Source organism: Paraburkholderia sp. GAS334 (assembly GCF_050436625.1).
In the GTDB taxonomy this organism is placed as follows: Bacteria; Pseudomonadota; Gammaproteobacteria; order Burkholderiales; family Burkholderiaceae; genus Paraburkholderia.
Genome location: NZ_JBNDMO010000018.1, coordinates 69776 through 88241 on the forward strand (window position 1 = coordinate 69776; position 18466 = coordinate 88241).

16 protein-coding genes and 8 pseudogenes are annotated in these 18466 nt (G+C 60.1%); 12 read left to right on the forward strand and 12 right to left on the reverse strand.

The annotated features are described in order from the left end of the window. Nucleotides 1–100: 100 nt before the first annotated feature. The 4 genes and pseudogenes from P3T21_RS26890 to sdhB all read right to left on the reverse strand — a co-directional run. Nucleotides 101–873: pseudogene (locus P3T21_RS26890) on the reverse strand (PRC-barrel domain-containing protein). 195 nt (nucleotides 874–1068) lie between these two features. Further along, nucleotides 1069–1215: a DUF3096 domain-containing protein gene (locus P3T21_RS26895; RefSeq protein WP_115102851.1), complete on the reverse strand. Its 147-nt coding sequence runs from the start codon at nucleotides 1213–1215 to the stop codon at nucleotides 1069–1071. A 61-nt stretch (nucleotides 1216–1276) separates the two neighbouring features. Further along, a pseudogene (locus tag P3T21_RS26900) lies at nucleotides 1277–1856 on the reverse strand (BPSL1445 family SYLF domain-containing lipoprotein). 320 nt (nucleotides 1857–2176) lie between these two features. Beyond that, a pseudogene (sdhB, locus tag P3T21_RS26905) lies at nucleotides 2177–2347 on the reverse strand (succinate dehydrogenase iron-sulfur subunit); the annotation flags it as partial. A gap of 59 nt (nucleotides 2348–2406) precedes the next feature. Between sdhB and P3T21_RS26910 the strand changes: the two are divergent. From P3T21_RS26910 to P3T21_RS26935, 6 genes and pseudogenes are all read left to right on the forward strand, one after another. Beyond that, entirely contained in the window at nucleotides 2407–2637 is a 231-nt protein-coding gene (locus P3T21_RS26910) for a hypothetical protein (protein WP_429259003.1), read from the forward strand. A gap of 141 nt (nucleotides 2638–2778) precedes the next feature. Beyond that, a pseudogene (locus P3T21_RS26915) lies at nucleotides 2779–3051 on the forward strand (SDR family NAD(P)-dependent oxidoreductase); the annotation flags it as partial. A gap of 541 nt (nucleotides 3052–3592) precedes the next feature. Then, nucleotides 3593–3727, forward strand: coding sequence for an entericidin A/B family lipoprotein (locus P3T21_RS26920; protein WP_429259004.1), 135 nt, complete (start codon nucleotides 3593–3595; stop codon nucleotides 3725–3727). A 902-nt stretch (nucleotides 3728–4629) separates the two neighbouring features. Then, complete coding sequence (locus tag P3T21_RS26925; RefSeq protein ID WP_429259005.1) at nucleotides 4630–4866, forward strand: hypothetical protein; 237 nt, start codon at nucleotides 4630–4632, stop codon at nucleotides 4864–4866. Nucleotides 4867–5258: 392 nt separating this feature from the next. Continuing rightward, on the forward strand, nucleotides 5259–5495 hold the full coding sequence (locus tag P3T21_RS26930) for a hypothetical protein (RefSeq protein ID WP_429259070.1): 237 nt from the start codon (nucleotides 5259–5261) through the stop codon (nucleotides 5493–5495). Nucleotides 5496–5577: 82 nt separating this feature from the next. After that, nucleotides 5578–5727 (forward strand): annotated as a pseudogene (locus P3T21_RS26935) (IS6 family transposase); the annotation flags it as partial. Nucleotides 5728–5956: 229 nt separating this feature from the next. Here the strand turns inward: P3T21_RS26935 and P3T21_RS26940 are convergent. Next, the gene (locus P3T21_RS26940) at nucleotides 5957–6217 is read right to left on the reverse strand and encodes a hypothetical protein (RefSeq protein ID WP_429259006.1); all 261 of its coding nucleotides are present in this window, start codon (nucleotides 6215–6217) and stop codon (nucleotides 5957–5959) included. 1575 nt (nucleotides 6218–7792) lie between these two features. Here P3T21_RS26940 and P3T21_RS26945 point away from each other — a divergent pair. From P3T21_RS26945 to P3T21_RS26960, 4 genes are all read left to right on the forward strand, one after another. Continuing rightward, a complete protein-coding gene (locus tag P3T21_RS26945; protein ID WP_429259007.1) occupies nucleotides 7793–8413 on the forward strand; it encodes a c-type cytochrome in 621 nt (206 codons plus the stop codon). A 294-nt stretch (nucleotides 8414–8707) separates the two neighbouring features. Continuing rightward, complete coding sequence (locus tag P3T21_RS26950; RefSeq protein ID WP_429259008.1) at nucleotides 8708–9034, forward strand: hemerythrin domain-containing protein; 327 nt, start codon at nucleotides 8708–8710, stop codon at nucleotides 9032–9034. Further along, nucleotides 9035–9211: a hypothetical protein gene (locus P3T21_RS26955; RefSeq protein ID WP_429259009.1), complete on the forward strand. Its 177-nt coding sequence runs from the start codon at nucleotides 9035–9037 to the stop codon at nucleotides 9209–9211. It begins immediately after the preceding gene. 169 nt (nucleotides 9212–9380) lie between these two features. Further along, nucleotides 9381–9683: a hypothetical protein gene (locus P3T21_RS26960; protein ID WP_429259010.1), complete on the forward strand. Its 303-nt coding sequence runs from the start codon at nucleotides 9381–9383 to the stop codon at nucleotides 9681–9683. A 135-nt stretch (nucleotides 9684–9818) separates the two neighbouring features. Here the strand turns inward: P3T21_RS26960 and P3T21_RS26965 are convergent, their stop codons facing one another. The 6 genes and pseudogenes from P3T21_RS26965 to P3T21_RS26990 all read right to left on the reverse strand — a co-directional run. Next, nucleotides 9819–10757, reverse strand: a complete 939-nt coding sequence (locus P3T21_RS26965; protein ID WP_429259011.1) for a DUF1571 domain-containing protein — start codon at nucleotides 10755–10757, stop codon at nucleotides 9819–9821. 216 nt (nucleotides 10758–10973) lie between these two features. Continuing rightward, nucleotides 10974–11153, reverse strand: coding sequence for a hypothetical protein (locus P3T21_RS26970; RefSeq protein ID WP_429259012.1), 180 nt, complete (start codon nucleotides 11151–11153; stop codon nucleotides 10974–10976). Between the two features lie 97 nt (nucleotides 11154–11250). After that, a complete protein-coding gene (locus tag P3T21_RS26975) occupies nucleotides 11251–11448 on the reverse strand; it encodes a hypothetical protein (RefSeq protein WP_429259013.1) in 198 nt (65 codons plus the stop codon). Between the two features lie 204 nt (nucleotides 11449–11652). Continuing rightward, nucleotides 11653–13119: a trypsin-like peptidase domain-containing protein gene (locus tag P3T21_RS26980; protein WP_429259014.1), complete on the reverse strand. Its 1467-nt coding sequence runs from the start codon at nucleotides 13117–13119 to the stop codon at nucleotides 11653–11655. A gap of 515 nt (nucleotides 13120–13634) precedes the next feature. Further along, nucleotides 13635–14602: pseudogene (locus P3T21_RS26985) on the reverse strand (carbamate kinase). 12 nt (nucleotides 14603–14614) lie between these two features. Next, nucleotides 14615–15066, reverse strand: a pseudogene (locus tag P3T21_RS26990) (ornithine carbamoyltransferase); the annotation flags it as partial. A 598-nt stretch (nucleotides 15067–15664) separates the two neighbouring features. On the opposite strand from P3T21_RS26990, the pseudogene P3T21_RS26995 reads away from it, so the two are divergent. Continuing rightward, nucleotides 15665–16141 (forward strand): annotated as a pseudogene (locus P3T21_RS26995) (BPSL1445 family SYLF domain-containing lipoprotein); the annotation flags it as partial. Beyond that, nucleotides 16138–16674 (forward strand): TetR/AcrR family transcriptional regulator, encoded by a 537-nt coding sequence (locus P3T21_RS27000; RefSeq protein ID WP_429259015.1) that lies wholly within the window; start codon nucleotides 16138–16140, stop codon nucleotides 16672–16674. The pseudogene P3T21_RS26995 and the gene P3T21_RS27000, both read left to right, overlap by 4 nt. A 268-nt stretch (nucleotides 16675–16942) precedes the next feature. Here P3T21_RS27000 and P3T21_RS27005 read toward each other — a convergent pair whose 3' ends face one another. After that, nucleotides 16943–18466: an efflux transporter outer membrane subunit gene (locus P3T21_RS27005; RefSeq protein ID WP_429259016.1), complete on the reverse strand. Its 1524-nt coding sequence runs from the start codon at nucleotides 18464–18466 to the stop codon at nucleotides 16943–16945.

Sequence of the window (18466 nt, forward strand, 5' to 3'; positions counted from 1 at the left end):
TAATGACGCCGCGATCATTGCTCAGTCGAAGCACGCCGCGATCACACTGACCCTGGCGGCTTTGTCCACGGCGCGAACAGGCCGTAGTGTCGCACTTTCCTCACCAGTATCCGTCCCTGCCATGAAACTCGTGGAGTCTCTTTTCGTAATCGCGGTTGAGCGGAACGGAGTCGTCGTACTCGGGGCTATTCTTGATTGCGTCGCGACTGAGTCTGGTAGAAACAGTCGAGCCAACCCAGTCGATCAGGTCGATCCACCGCGTTGCCACCAGCACCTCCTTGCCACCGGGCCACCAGTTTCGAGTATCGACGGTCAGATAACGAATGGCCCACGCAACATCGTCGAAGATGAAACCGGAGACATGGCCTATGCTGCCATCGGCCACCTCGATGTGATAGCCCTCTACGGCATTTGTGCTGTGCAGATGGACATCCACCGGCGCCTGATGTGCGTCCGGGTCGGGGCGCGGGAGTGCCTCCGATGCTGGGTCTGGCGGCACGTCCTTTATTCGAATGCGGGGGAGGAGCCCATCCCCCACAGGTTTAAACCACCCCAGTACGTCGGATAGCCGTAGTAAAGGAGGTACTCGGTTTCGTGCTGACGCGACACCGGCTTATGCGTATCGATGTTCGGACTATCCCGCACCTGTTGCCGCGTAAGATACACGTGGACGGTGCCTGATTCCCGGTCCATGTGTTTGACCGAATACGGTGAGATCAGTACCTGCCGCTCACGCATCCAGTTTCCCGTGTCGACCACGAGATAGCGCACGCCCCAGGCTTCGTCGTCGAAATAAACATCATCGACACTTCCGATATCGCCGTCACGTGCCGCGACGGTGCATCCATGAAGACTCTTTATGCTTCGCAACATGTTCGATACTCCTTCTCTGCTTCCGGCGGTCAATGCGCCCGCTCGCTTCCAATGTTGCGGGTGCAGGGATCTTGCCCGGTGCTTGTCATTCGTCTCAGTGCTGCGCTCCTGAGTGATAGACGCCCTTGATGACCCGAAATCGCCGTTGAAAGAGACCGATGTTCGCAACGAGCTGTTTTCATGGGCGGCTTCGGGTCAGTGGAGATGTCCCCCGAACAGCCCGAGCAGCCCGATGACGATCAGGTAGATCGCAACGATGTAATTCAACAGGCGCGGCACAACGAGAATCAGAATGCCGGCGATCAGCGACACCAGCGGGCCCGCGTTCGTGAGAATGTGCATGCCTCCTCCGTAGGATTGAAAACGATAAATAGGTACAACCCTGCGCCTCCTGCGTCGCTCGTTACAGCGAATTGAGCCTGGTGACCTTCGTACCCTCGAGCGTGACCCCGGCCATCAACCCGCTGTTCGTGAGCACGAACGCTTCGACGGGCGCGGTCGCGGTGGTGGTGTCAACATTGCCGTTCGCGCCGACTTTCAGGACCGCCACTGACGCATCGCCGCCCACCGACCAGCCTTCGCTATTCCGGAACCGGTCGAGTGCGTCTTCAGTCATGAACAGGAAAATGATGGCTTTCGATTGTGCGCCGATCTGCAGCCCGATTGAACCGGTCGTGGTGCTGTAGTAGCCGACCGTGCTGCCGCCGACGCGCAGCGAGCCGTCGCCATACTGGCCGCCAACCCCGAAGCCGGCCGAGATGACCGACGGGAACACCAGTACACCACGAGCCTTGCCGACGAGTTCACGCGAGCCATTGGCAATCGCGTGCAAGGGTCGAGTCGACGCCCGCGTCGATGGTGTGACGCTTGTCGGTCTGGTGGCCACTGGCGTCGGATGTTCCGGTCGTCGTGCAGCCCGAGACCGCGAGGCCAATTGCCAGGATCGATCCCGGCGTACCCCATATGAATGTTCGTCGTAGCATGATTCTCCCCAGGTTGTTCCTGGATGTCCCTGACACTACGCGCAGGCGGCAGCGGATGCGGTACGACAGCGTACAAAACCGCGAAATAGGTCTCGATGAATAAATGTTGTTTGACGCGCAACACGCGCATCGCTTTCCGGTCCTTTTCGGGCATCGGGGCACGTTGTTGCTTTTGCCAGCAGACAATTTTCGACCAATGGCGCAGACCAGATTCCGCTTCTGAAGACACGTCGGCCGACTTTGGTATCGCGTCGCGTGTGTTTCTCCGGGCAACCGCTCCGGATGTGCGCCTGCTTCAAGACCTGCAGGATCGCCTGGCATCACACTGCGCGGCGCGCGAGCATTCTTCTGATCTGGCCGATTGCATAGGCAGGATTCAGATTTTTCGGGCAGATGTCTGTGCAGTTCAGAATGATGCGGCAACGAAAGAGTCAGTACGGATCTTCGAGCTCGTCCAGTCGCGCTTCCGTGGCCATATCGCGCGAATCGACGTCGACATCGAGCAGCCGCACCGGCGTCGCACCACTGCGGCTCGGGTCGTAACCGCCGGGTGCAAACGCTGCTCGACAATGTCGCGCAGAGCGCGCCGGTCGGGTCAGAAGCGGCCGTCGCGGCACTAAAGTCGGCCATCACGGCCACCAGTATGCTGTACGAAACGGTCCAGCGGGCCACCCGGCAAGCGGTCCAAGTCGCCGGAAGCAACTTCAACGTGGCGACCGCCGCTGCAACGAAAGCGACCCAACGTGCCGTCGAGCAGGCGTCGCGGGCCGCGAAGAAATAACGAGGAACATGGCCGGCCGTTTTCGTCGTCGCGACACGACGGAGCCAACGGGTCGCTCACGGCACCCCGCCTGCAGGCGACTGGCGGTGGGGGCCCTCACCGGACCTCTTTGACCATTGCCCCCGTGGAGGAGATTGGATCATGTCAAAGCAGCTGGTCGTGGTGACGGGCGGAATGGGTGGACTCGGCGAAGCCATCAGCGTCAAGAGTCCATGACGCGGGTTACACGGTGGTGGTCACCCCCAACCGAACAATGCCGGCGTCGAGCGCTGGCTCGCACGGATGGCCGCGGATGATCGTCCATTGCACGCCTATGCAGTCGACGTCGCCGCCTATGACTTCTGTCAGCGCTGCGCGCAGAAAGTCATGAACGTCGGCCCGGTCGACATCCTGCTCAACAACGCGGGCAGTACATGAGACGCAAGCTTCAGGAAGCTGCACAGGGTCAACTGGGGTGCGGTGATCCGGACCAACGATCAAAGCCGGCCAATTGTTGCTTGCCGGCGAGACAATCGAGCGCGTTGCCGATCAAGTCGGCATTACCACGCAGACATGCCGCTATCAGCAGCGATTGCGCAAAGCGCCCAGGCACGTATCTGTGCCGATGGCAACGGACGCGCTGGACGAGTTGATGCGAGCGGACGGAGCCGGAATGGGATCCCGCATGTCATTGGGCTGCAGGTAATAGACGACCGGCTTCCGGTGCGGGGACCACCCCGGAAGCGGGCATACTCACGCCCGGCGCATGCATCCGGAAGAAAAGTTCCTCCTGCCACGGTGCCGCATGAGTTTCGAGCCGCGAGTTTTACGTGGGTTGGACGCCGTCGCTGGTCCGCGTTTCGCTTACAATAAGATTCATGCCGAGTGCCCGTGCTGGCCCCGATGGGCTCACGGTACCCATGCGTATCCGGCTCGCCACCGCTGCCGGCACCAGGAACCTGTCGAAGGGGACAACATGATGCGATTCATCGCTCTGTTTCTGATCGTCGCCACCGCGCTCCTCGCGGGCTGCAACACCGTTGCGGGCGCGGGCGAGGACATATCGAAAGGCGGCCAGGCCATCCATAACTCGGCCGAGCAAGCCAAATAGACGACGCTGGCGCCACTCGCCAGCCGTTCGACACCGCGCTGCACCGGCGAGCGCCCCGGCACGCATGAGTCGGGCGTGATGGAGTCGCCAGTTCCACGGCCGACATTGACGACGTTGTTACCCTTTCGACAAGTTCGTGGACTTGATCCGACGTCGCTTTGCCGATGTCGCCCGCAGGGTTTTCAGCAATTGCGAAACCTCGCTGCGGCTGGCAGCGACAGACGTGTGCTGAACCAAAGCCGCAACTGACGTGACCAAACGGACATTCGTGCTACGAGATCACGAGCGCACTGTGTGCCAAGTGGCAACACTCACGCGTAGGGGGAAAACCAGGTCGCCTGCGGCGAATGACCAGTACCTTGGCGCTATCTCACGGTGCGCATGCGGCGCTTGCCTTGAGTCAGCCACTCGGGATCGAAGTCCAATTTCATCCCTCGCCGCGATGAGCCCAGTTCGTCGGACGATATCGGCAGACGGCTGCGGTTGAAGGCCAGCGCGCGCGTGGCATTGACACATGCTCAGCACATTCGCCTTTTTGAAAACGCAGCCGTCCCACAGACCTCAAGAATGACCGGCATCATGGCGCTGCTGAAACGGATCGGACACTGTTGTCTGCTCGATTCTCCAAACGCCTCTCTGCCGGGAGGCCATCATGGGATTCGCACATGCCAGAAAGCTGCAGGCGTTGGTTCAAACTGCCGGGCAGGCGGGCGGCTATGTTCGGGTGATTACGCTCCCTGAACCTTACCTCCAGCGAACTCAGGAGATCGATTGTTTCTGGGGAGAATTCCACGACAGCCGCCGCCGCAAAAGATGCGGGCGACGTGCGTCTGATGGCAGAAGAAAAACAGGCCAACCTATTGATTTGCCCGTCTTGCGCCGTGCCGGAACCGGAGGTCTTCATGCAACGAACGGTCGAATATCGCGGATTCGAAATTCACGTTGATCTGCTGTCCACGTCGAAGGACATGTTCGACGTCTGGTTCCGTATCGAAGGACCCATCAAGCCTTCCGGCGTAGCAGCGCTTGGCGAGCGCATCAAGATCCGGGGCGGACCGTTTTCCCGTCGCTGGGCCTACCTTGTTGCGGAGATCGCCGGCCAGGCCGCTATCGATGTAATCCTTGGCCCCGCTGAGTAGACGCAAACTGCGGATCGTGTTGTACCTCGCAGTGAGGGCCTTGCACGCGCCGCGTGTGCTGCCCTCGTCGCGCACCACGACTCCCCGAAAACCACGACAGAGGCGATCATGGCCGGCATCCAGGATGGCGTAATCAGGCCGTTCTGTTCGGCTTGACGACCACTCGATCGCCTGCGCGGTTCTGCGTTGCGCGCTGCTTGCTGTGCCCGGGTGCGCGACGCAGCCGCAGCCCATCCCGCCAGCTGTCCACATCGAGACCGTCGAGGTGAAAACACAGGTTCCTGTGCCGTGCATCGACAGGAAAAGGCAATCGCGACAACTATCAGCAGCGGTCGATTTCGTTCGAAGAATCTCATGCTACGATTCCTCAAAACAATTCGTCGGAGACATATATGCAGCCTTGCAATGCCTGCCGCGAACTGGTTGGAAAGCCATCGAGTGTGTCGCCACACGGCGACCTCGCCGCTTCAGGTATCAGTGCGTTCGGTCCGCTGGGCAACATGACTAAGGTCAGCAGCAATTGGAACTGCACAGTCTGCGGCAACTGGATGTACCAGAACACGGCGGATGGACATCCGCCGAACGAATGGGCTATTGGCGAGCGACCGGCAGACTGGCCGGCAAAATGACGGTCATGCACTTTGCGTGGTTTTGTCGCATCAAGGCGGCAGGATAGAATTCGGGGCTGACAAAATATGCTTTGGCAGGCCGATCAAGAAGACGCAAACGCCGCGAAAGAGCCTTGCACCAGGCATTGCCCGGGTGCTGAAGCGCCTGCACTATCCGCTCGAGGTGATGTTGCTATGCGTACGGTGGTACGTCGCCTACTCGCTCAGCTTACGTAATCTGGAGGAGATGATGGGGTATGAACAAGGTAGAGCGTTTATCCTCTGCAGAGCATAAGCGCTCTACCTTGTTCATACCCCAGCCACGGTCGGATTCAACGTCTTCATCGAGCTTTCTGTCGTTCATCTTGTTCCGCACATCATAGCGGACTGCGTTATTGCGACAGAGCCCCATAGGAAGCCTGCGACGCCAACGTTTTGCATCGCAGAATAAAAAGAAGGGGGCTCGACATAGCCCTTGATAATCACATCGCCCCTTTATCGAGGGTTGGCCGGGTGGAGGACGCGAAAACTCCAACGCAGATAGCGCTCGAACGCTTCCAGCGAGATGGCTTGATCAGCCTGGCATCGAACCGCGCGGCGTGATGCGCCGTGTGGAATCCGGAGCTTCCGGTGATCGCAATGATCCGGCTGCCGTAAAGTACCATGTGTTGTCGCAATGCGGCGCACTCGTCGGTGCCATCCATGTCCCGCAGCGACATGTCGAGAAACACGCGTTCCGGCATTTCGCGCTCCGCGATCTGAAGCGCATCGCCCCCGTGTACGCGAAGAAGGGCTGATGACCAGCGCTGGTGACGATGTCGGCCAGCGTGTCGGCGGTGTCCTCGTGGTCGTCGACGAGCGGGACTTTCATGTTTTGGCGATCCGGATATAGATCAGGAGTGCTATACATTTCAGAAAACTCGAACCAGCGCGCTCCGGCAGGGGCGTGCGGGTTCAGCAGGCAAAGCCTACGCCGCAACCACGCAGTTGTGGCCTTCATGTTTCGCGCGATAGGGCCGTTCGTCGGCGAATTTGCACAAACCGATGAGGCTATACACTGCGGCTGCTCGCTTCCCACCCGTATCGAAACCCAGGAGCATATGTTCCGTCGCCCGATTGCGCACGCCCTCACACCTCGCCATCCATTCTTTGGCGTTTCTCTCCAGCTTCGGCCTGACAACACTTCGCGATCGACCCTCCAGCCTTGCAACGGCTTTGCGGGCCTCATTGGTCGCTCTCTGGGCGTCAGCGCTGCGCTTGGCGCGTCTCCCAGCCCGTCGACGGCCTGCGTCCACTACCGTACAAACAGATTTGACGGGTTGCGATATGATGTTCTCGAGGGCTCGCTTTAAGCCTTCGGAACGAGCCGCTAAGGTCGCCGCCAGCTTCCGCCGACCGATCACAAAATCCAGGGAGGAGAGATGCTCAGGTTGGCGCTGTGGGCCATATTGGCCGTGCCGGTTTTTCTGGTTGGCCAGCTTGTCGTATTAGCCCTGCTTCTCATCATCGTAACTCTGAACTGCCTCGATAGACTCACGGCACCGCACGCTAAGCGGATCTCTGGCGCCGCTTCGAAGGAGTGACGTCGCGAGAGACTGGTGCGCCAACTTGTGCCACGGGCAATATGCCGCGGTCGTCTATTGCGGTGGAGGGATTGAGGTGGCGCTTAAGTCTGGCCGATGAACGCGCCCACAATCGTACAGGCAGATTTGTCGCCCTCGCAGTATGGTTGTTTTCAGGCCGACAGCGGCTCTCGAGCCGTGCGTTCAGGCCGCATCAACCCCTTAATGAGCGACCTTTTTTGTACAGCAAGGCAGTACGAAAATGAACCTTTTCGGTCGCGCTTGCTGGCTAGGACCGGCTCTGCCTCTCGGCGATGCGCGTCACTAAAGCGACGACCAATCAGTGACGAGCCTTCGTCCCCAGGTTGGGACCGGCTGGAGAACGTGGATGCCAGCGCCAAACGGGCCTGCGCGCTGTCGTGAATGATCGGCACCGCGCCACGAATGCCAGAGACAGGCGCTCCATGTCCGAAATCAATACCACCCCGTACGGCCCGGTCGATGCTGCTGCTCTGCGAGCGGTGGAATCGACGTTCGAAACCACGCAACTGTTTGCGGCTGTCGATTCGCTTGACGTATTGCGCGCCCCTCGTTGCCCTCCAGTTTGATGGGGAACATTACCCGCGCCGTTTCGTATGTGTGAAACCGCACGCCTGCCTTCAACTTTCTCTGCGCGCCGAGCCTGGATAGCTCATATGCTGACCAGATGGCCCGACCACTGATATTTTCAATCCGCTCAGCCTGACGAGAACGTCCATGAAAAAGATATTTGCTCCCCGGATGTCCGCGGTCGCGCTACTTGCCGCCGCTGGCATCGCCCTGATCCCAGCCCTCACACAAGCCGAGGATGGCGCCCGCATTGCCGGGCAGATTTGCTCTGGCTGCCACGGCGTACACGGGCGCAGCGAATCGCCGATGTTTCCGAAGCTCAACGCCCAGACACCTGAATACATCGAAGCCCAGCTCAAGGGATTCCACGAACACGCGCGTGGCGAAACCGCTGCCCGCGATTACATGTGGGGCATGGCCGCACTGCTGGACGAGGCAGCCGTCAAATCGCTGGCCGATTACTACTCGCATCAGGCCGCAACCCGGGGCGCGGCGGGTGACCCCACCTTGATGGCCAAGGGGCAGGAAATCTTCGAACACGGCGTGCCGGACAAGGGCGTGCCGGCTTGCGCTTCATGCCACGGCGCGCAGGCCCAGGGGGCCGGTACGTTTCCGCGCCTCGCAGGGCAGCATCAGGAGTATCTGCTGCATCAGATCGAGGTTTTCCAGAACGGTACCCGCGGCAACGCGCCCGTGATGACCGCCGTCGCGCATACGTTGAGCGCCGACCAGGCCAAGGCGGTTGCGGCCTATCTGCAATCCAGATAAGCAGTTGCCAATTTATGCGGTCGACGGGCGCTGACCCCATGCGCCACCCTGTCCGCACAGCCGTTGATCTCCATCAAGGCTGTGGCGTTAGTGCGCTTTGATGTCGAGCGGAGGATGACTAGCATTAAGGTATCGGTGCAGCTTCCTGCTCATGCCACGGGCGTGAAGCTGCAAATCGATTCGCCAATGCTTTTCGTGTACTGCTGCGGAGTTTGATATGCAGTCTCTGGGACCACGTAATGCCATAACCGTCATCCTTCATGAACACGAGCAGATGTCGACCGTTATGGGGGCATGCGGCGCTTTGTGGGTCTGCTGGCAGCAGGTACGCCCGCTCCGGGCCTCATGGTGTTACGGGCGATGCTTTATTACATCCGCGAGTACCCTCAGCAGGTGCACCATACTAAAGAGGATCGTTACCTGTTCACGCCGCTGCGGGATCGGACAGATGAGTTTGACTATGTCCTTGCGGAACTGGAGTCACAGCACGCTCGAGGTGACATGAAGTTGAGAAATATCGAGCACGCGCTGACCCGGTATGAACTGAAGGGTGCCCCTGCACTTCGGGAGCTACGAGCCGTGGTGGATGAATATGCAGAGTTCTATGCAGACCACCGGTGAATGGAAGAGACGTTGATTTTGCCGGCCGCCAGACGTCTTCTGACAAAGGAAGACTGGGCGGAGGTCGACGCCGCCTTTGGAGCAAATCGCGATCCATTCGTCGGGGTAAAACTTGAAGACGATCTCGGCAAATTATTCTCGATGATCGTCAATACGATCCCGGAGACGGAAAGTTAGCAGTTCGGTTGCGCTTTTCGACGGGCGGCCGGTCACGTGATGCAAATGCGGATCAGCGGGATCCGTGGCCGCGTAATTGAACAAAGAGTTCTTTTGAGCACCAAACGCCGACGCGGGAGGGGATACGCAAGATGCTCGTCACTTTCACCTGGAACTGCGGCACGCAAGCGTGCCGACTTATGTTGCCAGTTACCTCTTTCCGATCCTGTTGCTGGCGTATGAGGTGCATAGGGTGGGCAGGTGGGTCTTCGACTACGGGATGAACTTCGCGAACTTCAGGTTCATGGGCTACGAGTTTCTGCTGATGCTTGTGTTCGTTGCGCTCCAGGTCGTCTTTGAAGGCATTTTCCTGATTGGGGCGTGGATGAGCCGGGATCACGATTTCGAACATCGGGTCGCGAATCTCCTCGCAGGCCTCGGCTGTTCGCTAGTCGTCATCGGTTTCGACCTGGCTTTGCAGTACGCGCTGTAGCGCGAGTTCTGCGGGGTCGGCCAGGTCCGCTTTCAGCAACGCCGACTGTCTCGTTATGGTCGACCAGAGGCTGTCGTGCCTGCCCGAATTGAATAGCCGTGTGGGTGTCTGGCTCCCGCATCACACATCAGTTGATCAGAACTTGTACTCCGGATTCTTTGGATCGAATACCGAGTCGTCGAAATGTTTCGGCGTCACCTCCGTGAACGAAAACTTCTCCAAGAGTTCCTTATCGTTGTCCCACGCTTCGCTCGTGCGAAAAAAAGGTTGCCGCAAGTCGAGGCCGAGCCGCTCCTTCTTTGCATAGAAGTCGGGCCGACCGGTAGGTGTTTCCCACGTGAACGCCACTACGCGCGCACCATGATCGTTCAGCACCTCGATCTCCGAGGGCTTCTCGACGCCGGCCGCGCGATACTTCTTCAGTTCAGCCAGAAACAGATCCGTGAAATAGTCTATACCCAGTTCACGCACGGTATGGTTCGACTGCGCCTTGACGCGAGCGCCATCGATTGGTACCCACAACGACACGAGGTTGAGGATCCCACCCGGATGCGCGTAAAGCTGATCCGGGTCCTTCTTCTCGTCATAAATCATTTCCTGCCCGGCATTCCTGCCGTCAGCCAGCCACTTGACATAGACTTGCCGCGGCTCCTGACGATAGCGGACCAGCATGTGAGCCGGCTTCTTCTGCCACTTGCCTTTCACGCGTTGTTGGCTGAACGTCTGGAACTCGCATTCCCGGTAGCGCGTGATGCCCGTCTGCACGTAGCGAGGCACAGTGTCGGGCGCGAGCGCTTGAAAGAGTTCGATCAGTTGCGCGTCGTCCAATCTTTCGAGCTCACCGCTTTGCGCGGCGCGGCTTAGCCAGGCGACCTGGCGCTCGACAGGCAGACTAGCCACCTGTGCGATCGCGACGGGTGACTGATCTGCCGGCGCTGGATGGCTCGCCGGTGTCGGCGTGTCCTCAGCATGCCCCGGCGCGACAATCATTGCAGCCGATATGAGCGCTAGAAATGCGAGCCTCGCGAACCCTGCGGCGCGGGACTTGATTGACGTCTTGGCGACACCCAGCATGTGGCACCCCGGTTTCGTCGATTTTTCGTTAAGACAGCGAGGCAAGCACGATCTGCAGCCTTCTGACATGAGCCTTGAACGCGTCGCGCGTTTCGCGATCGGCTGTCGATCAAGTGCGACGTCTCGGCGATTTCGACGTGCTCAGGGAAGTCATCGGCGACCTTGCTCCTTATGTCCGGTGGCGACGATCGAACGATAGCGACCAGTAAAGCCTCCTCAGCGTGAATCATCCCAGTATGGAACGGTTATCGAAGCGAAGGTCCGGTGGATCACAGGTGCGATCTTTGGGTCGGCCAACCACATGATCTTTTGCGCATCCGCCAGCGCCCTGCGCACAAGCGTCACGCGGCTAGCAACGAAGTCAACGCGAACTCCATCAATGGCGTTGATGGACATCGCTGGTCCCTGCGTGAGTCTCGAGGAATCCTGGCACGATCAATTCATGGGTTGACTCGCTTAGGGCACGGTTTCAGCCGCGCGTCGCGCGGCCGGATCAATTGTGCATCTCCCGCACGTACGCTCGCCCCTTCTCTGTGATCAGACACCCACCGTGTGGGGCCGCCGAAATCAGGTCGAGCTTTTCCAGTTCGGTCTGGATATCCCATCCAACCATGAGAGGTTGGTCGTTCGCCGCGCGTTGGCTGAGTTCCAGAAGCGTTTCTTGCGCTTCGGTGCTGAGCTCTTGTGCCATGGTCGTCTCCTTCCAAGTCTTCAAGGAATTCTAGTATGAAGCAACGTCCGATCCTTTCACCGACGCAATGGCGCGCACTCGCAGCGGTAAGTCTTCACAGTCGCCCCTGAAACGCTCGGCTAACCACTGGTCCCGCGTCGGTCTTGCGACGTTGCGGCGCAACCCTGTTTCCTCGCACCACCAAAGCTGCCCACGTCCCGCTGTTCATTTAACCTCGACCGAAACAAAACTGCGCGCGTGGTTGCGCTGGATCAGCACGGCTACCTGTTTCCCTGCCTTGGCTTCCAGCGCAGTCACGTCCGCCTGCGTTTCGACCAGCGTGTCGTTGAGCGACAGGACGATATCGCCAGGCTGGATGCCGGCTTTTGCCGCCGGCCCATCAACTCCGTCCACCATCAGACCGACGGCCAGGTCGCTCGCGCGCCGCTCGTCCTCATTCAGCGGATGCATGCTCAAGCCCAGGCGATCCCCTGAGCCGCTTTCGCTTGGTCGGGCTTTGGGGCTGGAGCTTTCCGCGGACGCGCCGACCATGACCGTGATTGTCATCGGCCTTCGATTGCGGATCAGCTTGAGTGTGGTTTTTGTCCCAGGAGGCAAAGCAGCAGCAGCCTCGCCGAGTTCGGCCGAGCGATCAATCGTCTTGTCGCCGATCCGGATGACCACGTCACCTGGCTTGAGTCCGCTCGAGGCGGCCGGTGTGCCGGGCGCGACGGAATTGACCAGCGCACCTGCCGGTCGCGGCAGGCCAAAGGCCACCGCCAGGCCGGGGCCGACGTCCTGTACCTCCACGCCAAGGCCGCCCGGAGATGTCGCATGCAGGGCTAGCACCTGCGATCGCACCTTGGCCGCCAGGTTGATCGGGATGGCGAAGGTCAGGCTGGGGTGGCTGTCTGAGTCCGCATAAATCTGCACGTCGATGCCGATCACCTCGCCTGCACGGTTGAACAGTGGGCCACCCGAATTGTCCGGGTTGGCGGAGACATCGGTTTGAAAAAACGGAAAACTGCTCCCGTCCGGGAGCGTGCGAGAGGTGGCGCTGACAATGCCGGCGGTAACGGTATTCTCGAAGCTGTCGGGCGATCCGATCGTCAGCACCTGTTCGCCGACGCGCACTCGCGACGAGTCGCCAAGTTTGACCGTCGGAAGCTTCGTGGCATCGATCTGAATCACCGCGACGTCGCTCTGGGCGTCGACAGCCAGCACCTTTGCCTTGAACTCGCGCCGGTCGGTCAGCCTGACCATAACTTCGTCGGCCTGATCCACCACATGAGCCGTAGTCAGAATGAGGCCATCGGAGCTAACGATGAATCCGGAGCCCGCACCCGATATCGCGCCTGGCGGGTTGCCTTGAGACTCCTGCGGTTGCTGCGGCGCGCGCTTGAAGAACGCAAAAAAGGGATCGCCAGGATCGAGCGCCACGAAGGCTGGCGCCGACGTTTGCTGCTCCGGGGCCGTCGTGCTGATATTTACGACGGCGGCCCCGTATCGCTCTACGATAGTGGGAAAGTCGACCGGCGCGGCAGCGTTGGCCGGCGAAACCCGCTTCTCCTTCGCAGGCAGCGGAGCCGCGCCCGCGGCAGTCGCCGTTGATTTCAGGCACGGATAACCAACGAGAAATACAGCTATCACGGCAGCGCGGAACAAGGTGCGGGCAAAAGTCTGGTGGAACACAGCGCACCTCCAAGGCGGTCGTTATGCCGGGGCCGGGCGCGTGAGGCGCCGGTGGCTAACAGGCACTGTGGATAAATTATTTCGCGCGTAGCAACCGACGACTGTGACACAGCGCACCGATGAAATCGAAAACGAAAACGAAAACGAAAAAATCTGCAACGGCCAACGCATTGACAGCGGCCATGCGACCCACCATGCGATCCACGTTCCGGATTTACGGACGCGGATGGTGAGGAATCGAGTCAATAGACCTGTTCAGGCGGGTCGATGTCGACGTTAATCGCGGCGTAGAGCCCCCGCTTTGGCGCGGCCTCCACGCCCGAGGGCTGGATCAGGGATGCGCTGTTTGGTCAGGCGGCACGCCCTGACGACGAGATGAGGTAATGACTGCATGAGCGCACGAGCCGCGGTGACCGCGACGCCCTACCCTATGGTGAAGTTGAGGCCGTCGCCGCTTGGAGGCGCTTTCGCTGGGCTCGTCGAATCGGCTTCCGGTGCGGTTGCGGTCACTGCGGTCACGAAGTGTTCGCCTGTGTCGCACTGTTGCTGGTCACCCCCTCCGGAGTACCTTCCACAATGCCGTTCTGCCCCGATCGAATCGACGTGCCAGCGGTGCCGGCCACCATTTTGTCAATGTCTTCGAGCGCACCGATTACGGCGCGATGTCCTGTGCGTCTTGCAAACTCGCACGCCGCCTCGACCTTCGGCCCCATCGAGCCGGAGGCGAAGCCCAACGCACCCAGTGCGTCAGGGCTCGCGTTGCGGATTGGCCGGGCTGAAGCCTTGCCCCAGTCGAGGTAGACGCCGCCCACATCCGTCGCCACGACAAACAGGTCAGCCTCGATGTCGCGGGCGAGCAGCGAGGCACTACGATCCTTGTCGACCACCGCCTCCACGCCGCGATGGCGCCCGTCCGGTTCCGCGACGACTGGAATACCGCCGCCGCCCGCGCAAATAACGACGGCCCCGTGCGCAAGCAACCAGCGCACAGCCTGGACTTCGAGCATGCGGATGGGCTTCGCACTGGCAACCACACGGCGGTATGACGTGCCATCGTCCAGCCCTTGTCGCGCGTGGCGATGGCGGCATCGGCCTGGGTGAATATTGCGCCAATCGGCTTGTCAGGGTGGGCGAAGGCCGGATCGGCGAGGCTCACTTCGACCATCGTCAGCATCGTAGCGCAAGCGCGCCCACCGGGAAGCAGGTTGCGTAGCTCCAGCTCGATCAGGTAACCGATCATCCCTTCCGTTTCCGCATCCAGCACATCGAGAGGAAAGCGCTCGGATTCGGACGCGGTCATCCCTTGCGACGCCAGCAGACCGACTTGAGGTCCATTGCCATGGACAATCACAAGACTGTTTCCAGCCGCTGCCTTCGCCAGTTGAACAGCGGCACGGCGGACGTTGTCGCGCTGTGCACCGACGCTCGCGCGCTCGCCGCGCCTCAGCAATGCATTTCCGCCTAGAGCCACAACAATAAGCATAGCGATCCCCTTTTAGCCGGCAAGCGTCGCAACTAGAATCGCTTTGATTGTGTGCAACCGGTTTTCTGCCTGTTCGAACACGATTGATGCGTCGGACTCGAAGACATCGTCGGTCACCTCAACGCCATTCGCGAGGTTGTATTGATCGCGATCTTCTTGCCCAGTTCGGTCTGCGTGTCATGGAACGCGGGCAAACAATGCATGAACTTCACGCGCGGATTCCCGCTTGCCATGAGTAGCGCCGGATTCACCTGATAAGGCAGTAGTTCGTCGATGCGTTCGCCCCATTTCTCGAACGGTTCGCTCATCGACACCCAGACGTCGGTATATATGAAGTCGACGCCCTTCACCGCTTCGCGCGGCTCTTCGGTCAGCGTCAGGCGCGCGCCTGTCGAGGCCGCGATCGCGCGGCACTGGGCGTTGAGATCATCGCGTGCGGCCAGAGATTTATCGGTCAAAAGGCGCCTCAGGTCACGTAGCGCCTCGCAGTCTGCAATTGGCCATACTGAATATCTGATGTGACGGCAGATAACTGGGTCAAACATCCACCGCGGCATCTCCGATACGCGCGCTGTTGCCTCGAGAGGGTCGAGTGCACATCGAAGAATGATCTCGCCATTCTTCTCGACCACGTTGAAGATCCAGGCCATTCGACCGAACCATTCAAGGAGCTGCGCTAGAGGCCTATCAGGTTCTCAAGGATGCGGAGAAACGCGCCTATGACCGGATGGGCCGCCAGCGGCAGAACTGGCCAGGATTTTAAGCCGCAGCCTGACTGGGACGAAGGCTTCGAGTTCAGCGGCACAGGCAACGGGCGAAGCGCGGATGCAGACGTCAGTGATTTCTTTGAAGCGATGTTCGGCGGTGAACGCACAGGCGGGCATTCGCGGCAAACAAAGAGGCATCGTATGGGGCCGGAACGCGACGCCAGACTCGCGGACGACCTGGAAGATGACCGGGGGCGGGAAAAGTGGACCAACAGGAGCAACGAGAGGTCAGCCGCAATGTACCTTCGAGGGGGAGTTTCATCATGCTGCAAGCTAGCGAAATCCAGAAGCGTTTCAGGCCGACAAGCGTCACACCATCGACGCAGGCGTCGACTCGACCCTTGCACGCCTGTACACCACCGCCAACGGCTCGCGTGAACTTGTCGGCAAGGCCCGTGGCGTACTCGTGTTCCCGTCGGTCATCGCCGCCGGCTTCTGGATCGGCGGCCAGTACGGCGAAGGCTCGCTGCGAGTCGGCGGCAGCACGGTCGGCTATTACAGCACCACGACCGGCTCGGTCGGGCTGCAGATCGGCGCGCAATCGAAAGCCATCATTTTCCTGTTCATGACCGAGGATGCACTTGCCCGGTTCCGTAATAGCGAAGGCTGGTCAGTGGGCGGCGATGCGTCAGTGGCCGTCCTGAAAGTCGGCGCGAATGGGAACATTGATACCACCACCGCGACCGCGCCGGTCGAAGCATTCGTGCTCACGAACAGCGGGTTGATGGCCGGCGTAACGCTCGAGGGTACGAAGATCACGAAGCTCAGTTGATCCAGGCCATGGGGATCAGTCCGTCGAGCTTCTATAACTCTTTCGGCAGCAAGGAGCGGCTTTACAAGGAAGCGACTGACGCATACCTGAGCCTGTCCGAAGTCTGGTTTGCTGACGGACTGTTCGGTACGGCCGACACGCGAGAAGCATTCAAGAAGCTTCTCGATGCCACCGTCGTGGAATTCACGCGAGAGAGCCACCCACCGGGCTGCATGATTTCTCTGGCCGGCACTCACCTGCCACCCGAACTCGCATCTATTCGCGCGACGATGGCCGGGCACCGCGCAAACGCTGAAGAGATGATGGCGCAGCGGTTGCGCAAGGGCGTCGCGGACGGTGACCTACCGCCTGACACCGATGTGCCCGCACTTGCGGCCTTCTACAACGCCGTGACTCGGGGAATGGCCGTCCAGGCACGAGACGGCGGCAGCCCGCAGAAGCTGAAGGCGATCGCAGACGTCGCCATGCAAGCATGGCCAGTTCAAAGCCGCCCGGTAAGATCTGCAAGGCCCCGGGGGACTCGCGTCGCCTGACCGGTCACGCGGCGCAGAGTGGTTCAGGATCGACGCCCGCATGGCGTCGATATGGAGCGTCGCGCTCTGCTTCATCGTGGACGGACGCAGCATCGGGCGCTCTACCAAGCGCAAAACTGAAGCGGAATCACCATATTCCGTGCGTTCAATCGCAGTGAACACGCCAAGTCTAAAACTTCTTTCTGATCTGACGACATAGCATTTCCTGGCTAGAGAGGGCTGCGTGCGCCACGCACACGTCGTGCGCAGCGCGCCCTTAAGATAAAACCTACTCGGGTTGCTGTTGTGTATCGGCGTCCCCAACGGTAACGGTGTCGCCCCATCCGCCGCCCAGTGCGCGGATAAGGTTCACGGTGGCGGTCGCCTGAACCCCAGTAAGCTGAACTGCCGTCGTTTGCGACTGAAGAACCGTGCGCTCTGCGTCAAGCACGTCCAGATAATTAACGGCGCCTTCCCTGTACTGAGTACGCGAGATATTTGCGGCGCGCGTCGACGCCTGCACTGCCTCGTTCTCCGTCTGGGTCTGCTGCTCCAGAATCCGCAGGTCTGACAGGTTGTCCTCGACTTCCTGGAAGGCCTGAAGCACCTGCTGACGATAGTGCGCAACGTCTTCGTCGAGCACTGCGCGAGCGTTCGCGAGGTTCCCCGCGCGACGGCCTCCATCGAAAATGGGCACTGTCAAAACAGTGCCGGCCAGAGGACCTAGTAGGAATGCTCGGCTGGACCATTTGAAAAGGTCCCCCAGCGTCGCCGACTCGAATCCTGCGTTCCCGGTGATCGACATCGACGGAAAGTAGGCCGCCTTGGCTACACCGATTCGCGCATTTGCTGCAGCCATTGCTCGCTCAGCCGCAGCAATATCCGGCCGCCGCTCAAGGAGCGAAGACGGCAGGCCCGGCGGAATTCGAATCAGAACCGGTTGCAACGGGCTTGAGGGTATCGAAAATTCCGACGGCGCCTTGCCAAGAAGAACCGCGAGACTGTGCTCCGCAATTGCCCGTTGTCTCTGCGCCGCCATCGTCGCGGAACGCGCCGTCGCCAGTTCGGCCTTTGCGCGAGCCACGTCCAGTTCAGCGATATCTCCCGCGCTAAACTTTGATTGCACCAGCTTCAGCGTCTGTTCGCGAAGCGAGACGTTCTGCACGTACACCTGTATTTCCGCGTCCAACTCACGGACCTTGAAGTAGTTCGCCGCGACATCAGCTTGCAGGGAAAGCTGAACCGAGCGCAGGAGCGCTTCCGATTCGTCGCTTTCTGCACGACTCGCCTTGACTGCATCGGACACCCGTCCGAAAAGGTTCGCTTCGTAACTCGCGGTCGCTTGAGCGCGCCACAAGGTCTGAGCCGGTATGTCTCCACCATCTGGCTGGAATTGCGAGGCGGGCGATACTTTTTCTCTTGTAGGTCCGAAGCCTGCGTCAATAGTCGGGAACAGGTTCGCACGGGTGGCCTGTTGAATAGCGCGAGCCTCCTTGACCCGCGCAGCCGCTGCAGCGAGATTCTGGTTTGCGGATAACGCCTGCTCTTCAAGCTCATTGAGCGTGGCATCGTCAAAAATCACCCACCACTCTCCCCGAGGAATCTGGTCGGACGGCTGCGCGATTTTCCAGATTCCGGACTCGCCTTCCGCTACGGCGACGACCGTTGTGGTCGGCGCTTCCTTGAACGCCGATGAGTCAGCAACGCTCGGCGTTTTGTATGCCGGCGCCAGTGAGCAGCCCGCAGACAGCAGTGCTGCGCTCAAAAGCGTCAACGCCCCCCAAAGAACGCGTTTCACTTTGTTTGTCGACAT

Excerpts from the sequence above, each read along its gene's own strand:
- P3T21_RS26895 (WP_115102851.1), bottom strand. The coding sequence starts at position 1,215 with ATGCACATTCTCACGAACGCGGGCCCGCTGGTGTCGCTGATCGCCGGC.
- P3T21_RS26920 (WP_429259004.1), top strand. The coding sequence starts at position 3,593 with ATGATGCGATTCATCGCTCTGTTTCTGATCGTCGCCACCGCGCTCCTC.
- P3T21_RS26925 (WP_429259005.1), top strand. The coding sequence starts at position 4,630 with ATGCAACGAACGGTCGAATATCGCGGATTCGAAATTCACGTTGATCTG.
- P3T21_RS26930 (WP_429259070.1), top strand. The coding sequence starts at position 5,259 with ATGCAGCCTTGCAATGCCTGCCGCGAACTGGTTGGAAAGCCATCGAGT.
- P3T21_RS26940 (WP_429259006.1), bottom strand. The coding sequence starts at position 6,217 with ATGCCGGAACGCGTGTTTCTCGACATGTCGCTGCGGGACATGGATGGC.
- P3T21_RS26945 (WP_429259007.1), top strand. The coding sequence starts at position 7,793 with ATGAAAAAGATATTTGCTCCCCGGATGTCCGCGGTCGCGCTACTTGCC.
- P3T21_RS26950 (WP_429259008.1), top strand. The coding sequence starts at position 8,708 with ATGCGGCGCTTTGTGGGTCTGCTGGCAGCAGGTACGCCCGCTCCGGGC.
- P3T21_RS26955 (WP_429259009.1), top strand. The coding sequence starts at position 9,035 with ATGGAAGAGACGTTGATTTTGCCGGCCGCCAGACGTCTTCTGACAAAG.
- P3T21_RS26965 (WP_429259011.1), bottom strand. The coding sequence starts at position 10,757 with ATGCTGGGTGTCGCCAAGACGTCAATCAAGTCCCGCGCCGCAGGGTTC.
- P3T21_RS26970 (WP_429259012.1), bottom strand. The coding sequence starts at position 11,153 with ATGTCCATCAACGCCATTGATGGAGTTCGCGTTGACTTCGTTGCTAGC.
- P3T21_RS26975 (WP_429259013.1), bottom strand. The coding sequence starts at position 11,448 with ATGGCACAAGAGCTCAGCACCGAAGCGCAAGAAACGCTTCTGGAACTC.
- P3T21_RS27005 (WP_429259016.1), bottom strand. The coding sequence starts at position 18,466 with ATGTCGACAAACAAAGTGAAACGCGTTCTTTGGGGGGCGTTGACGCTT.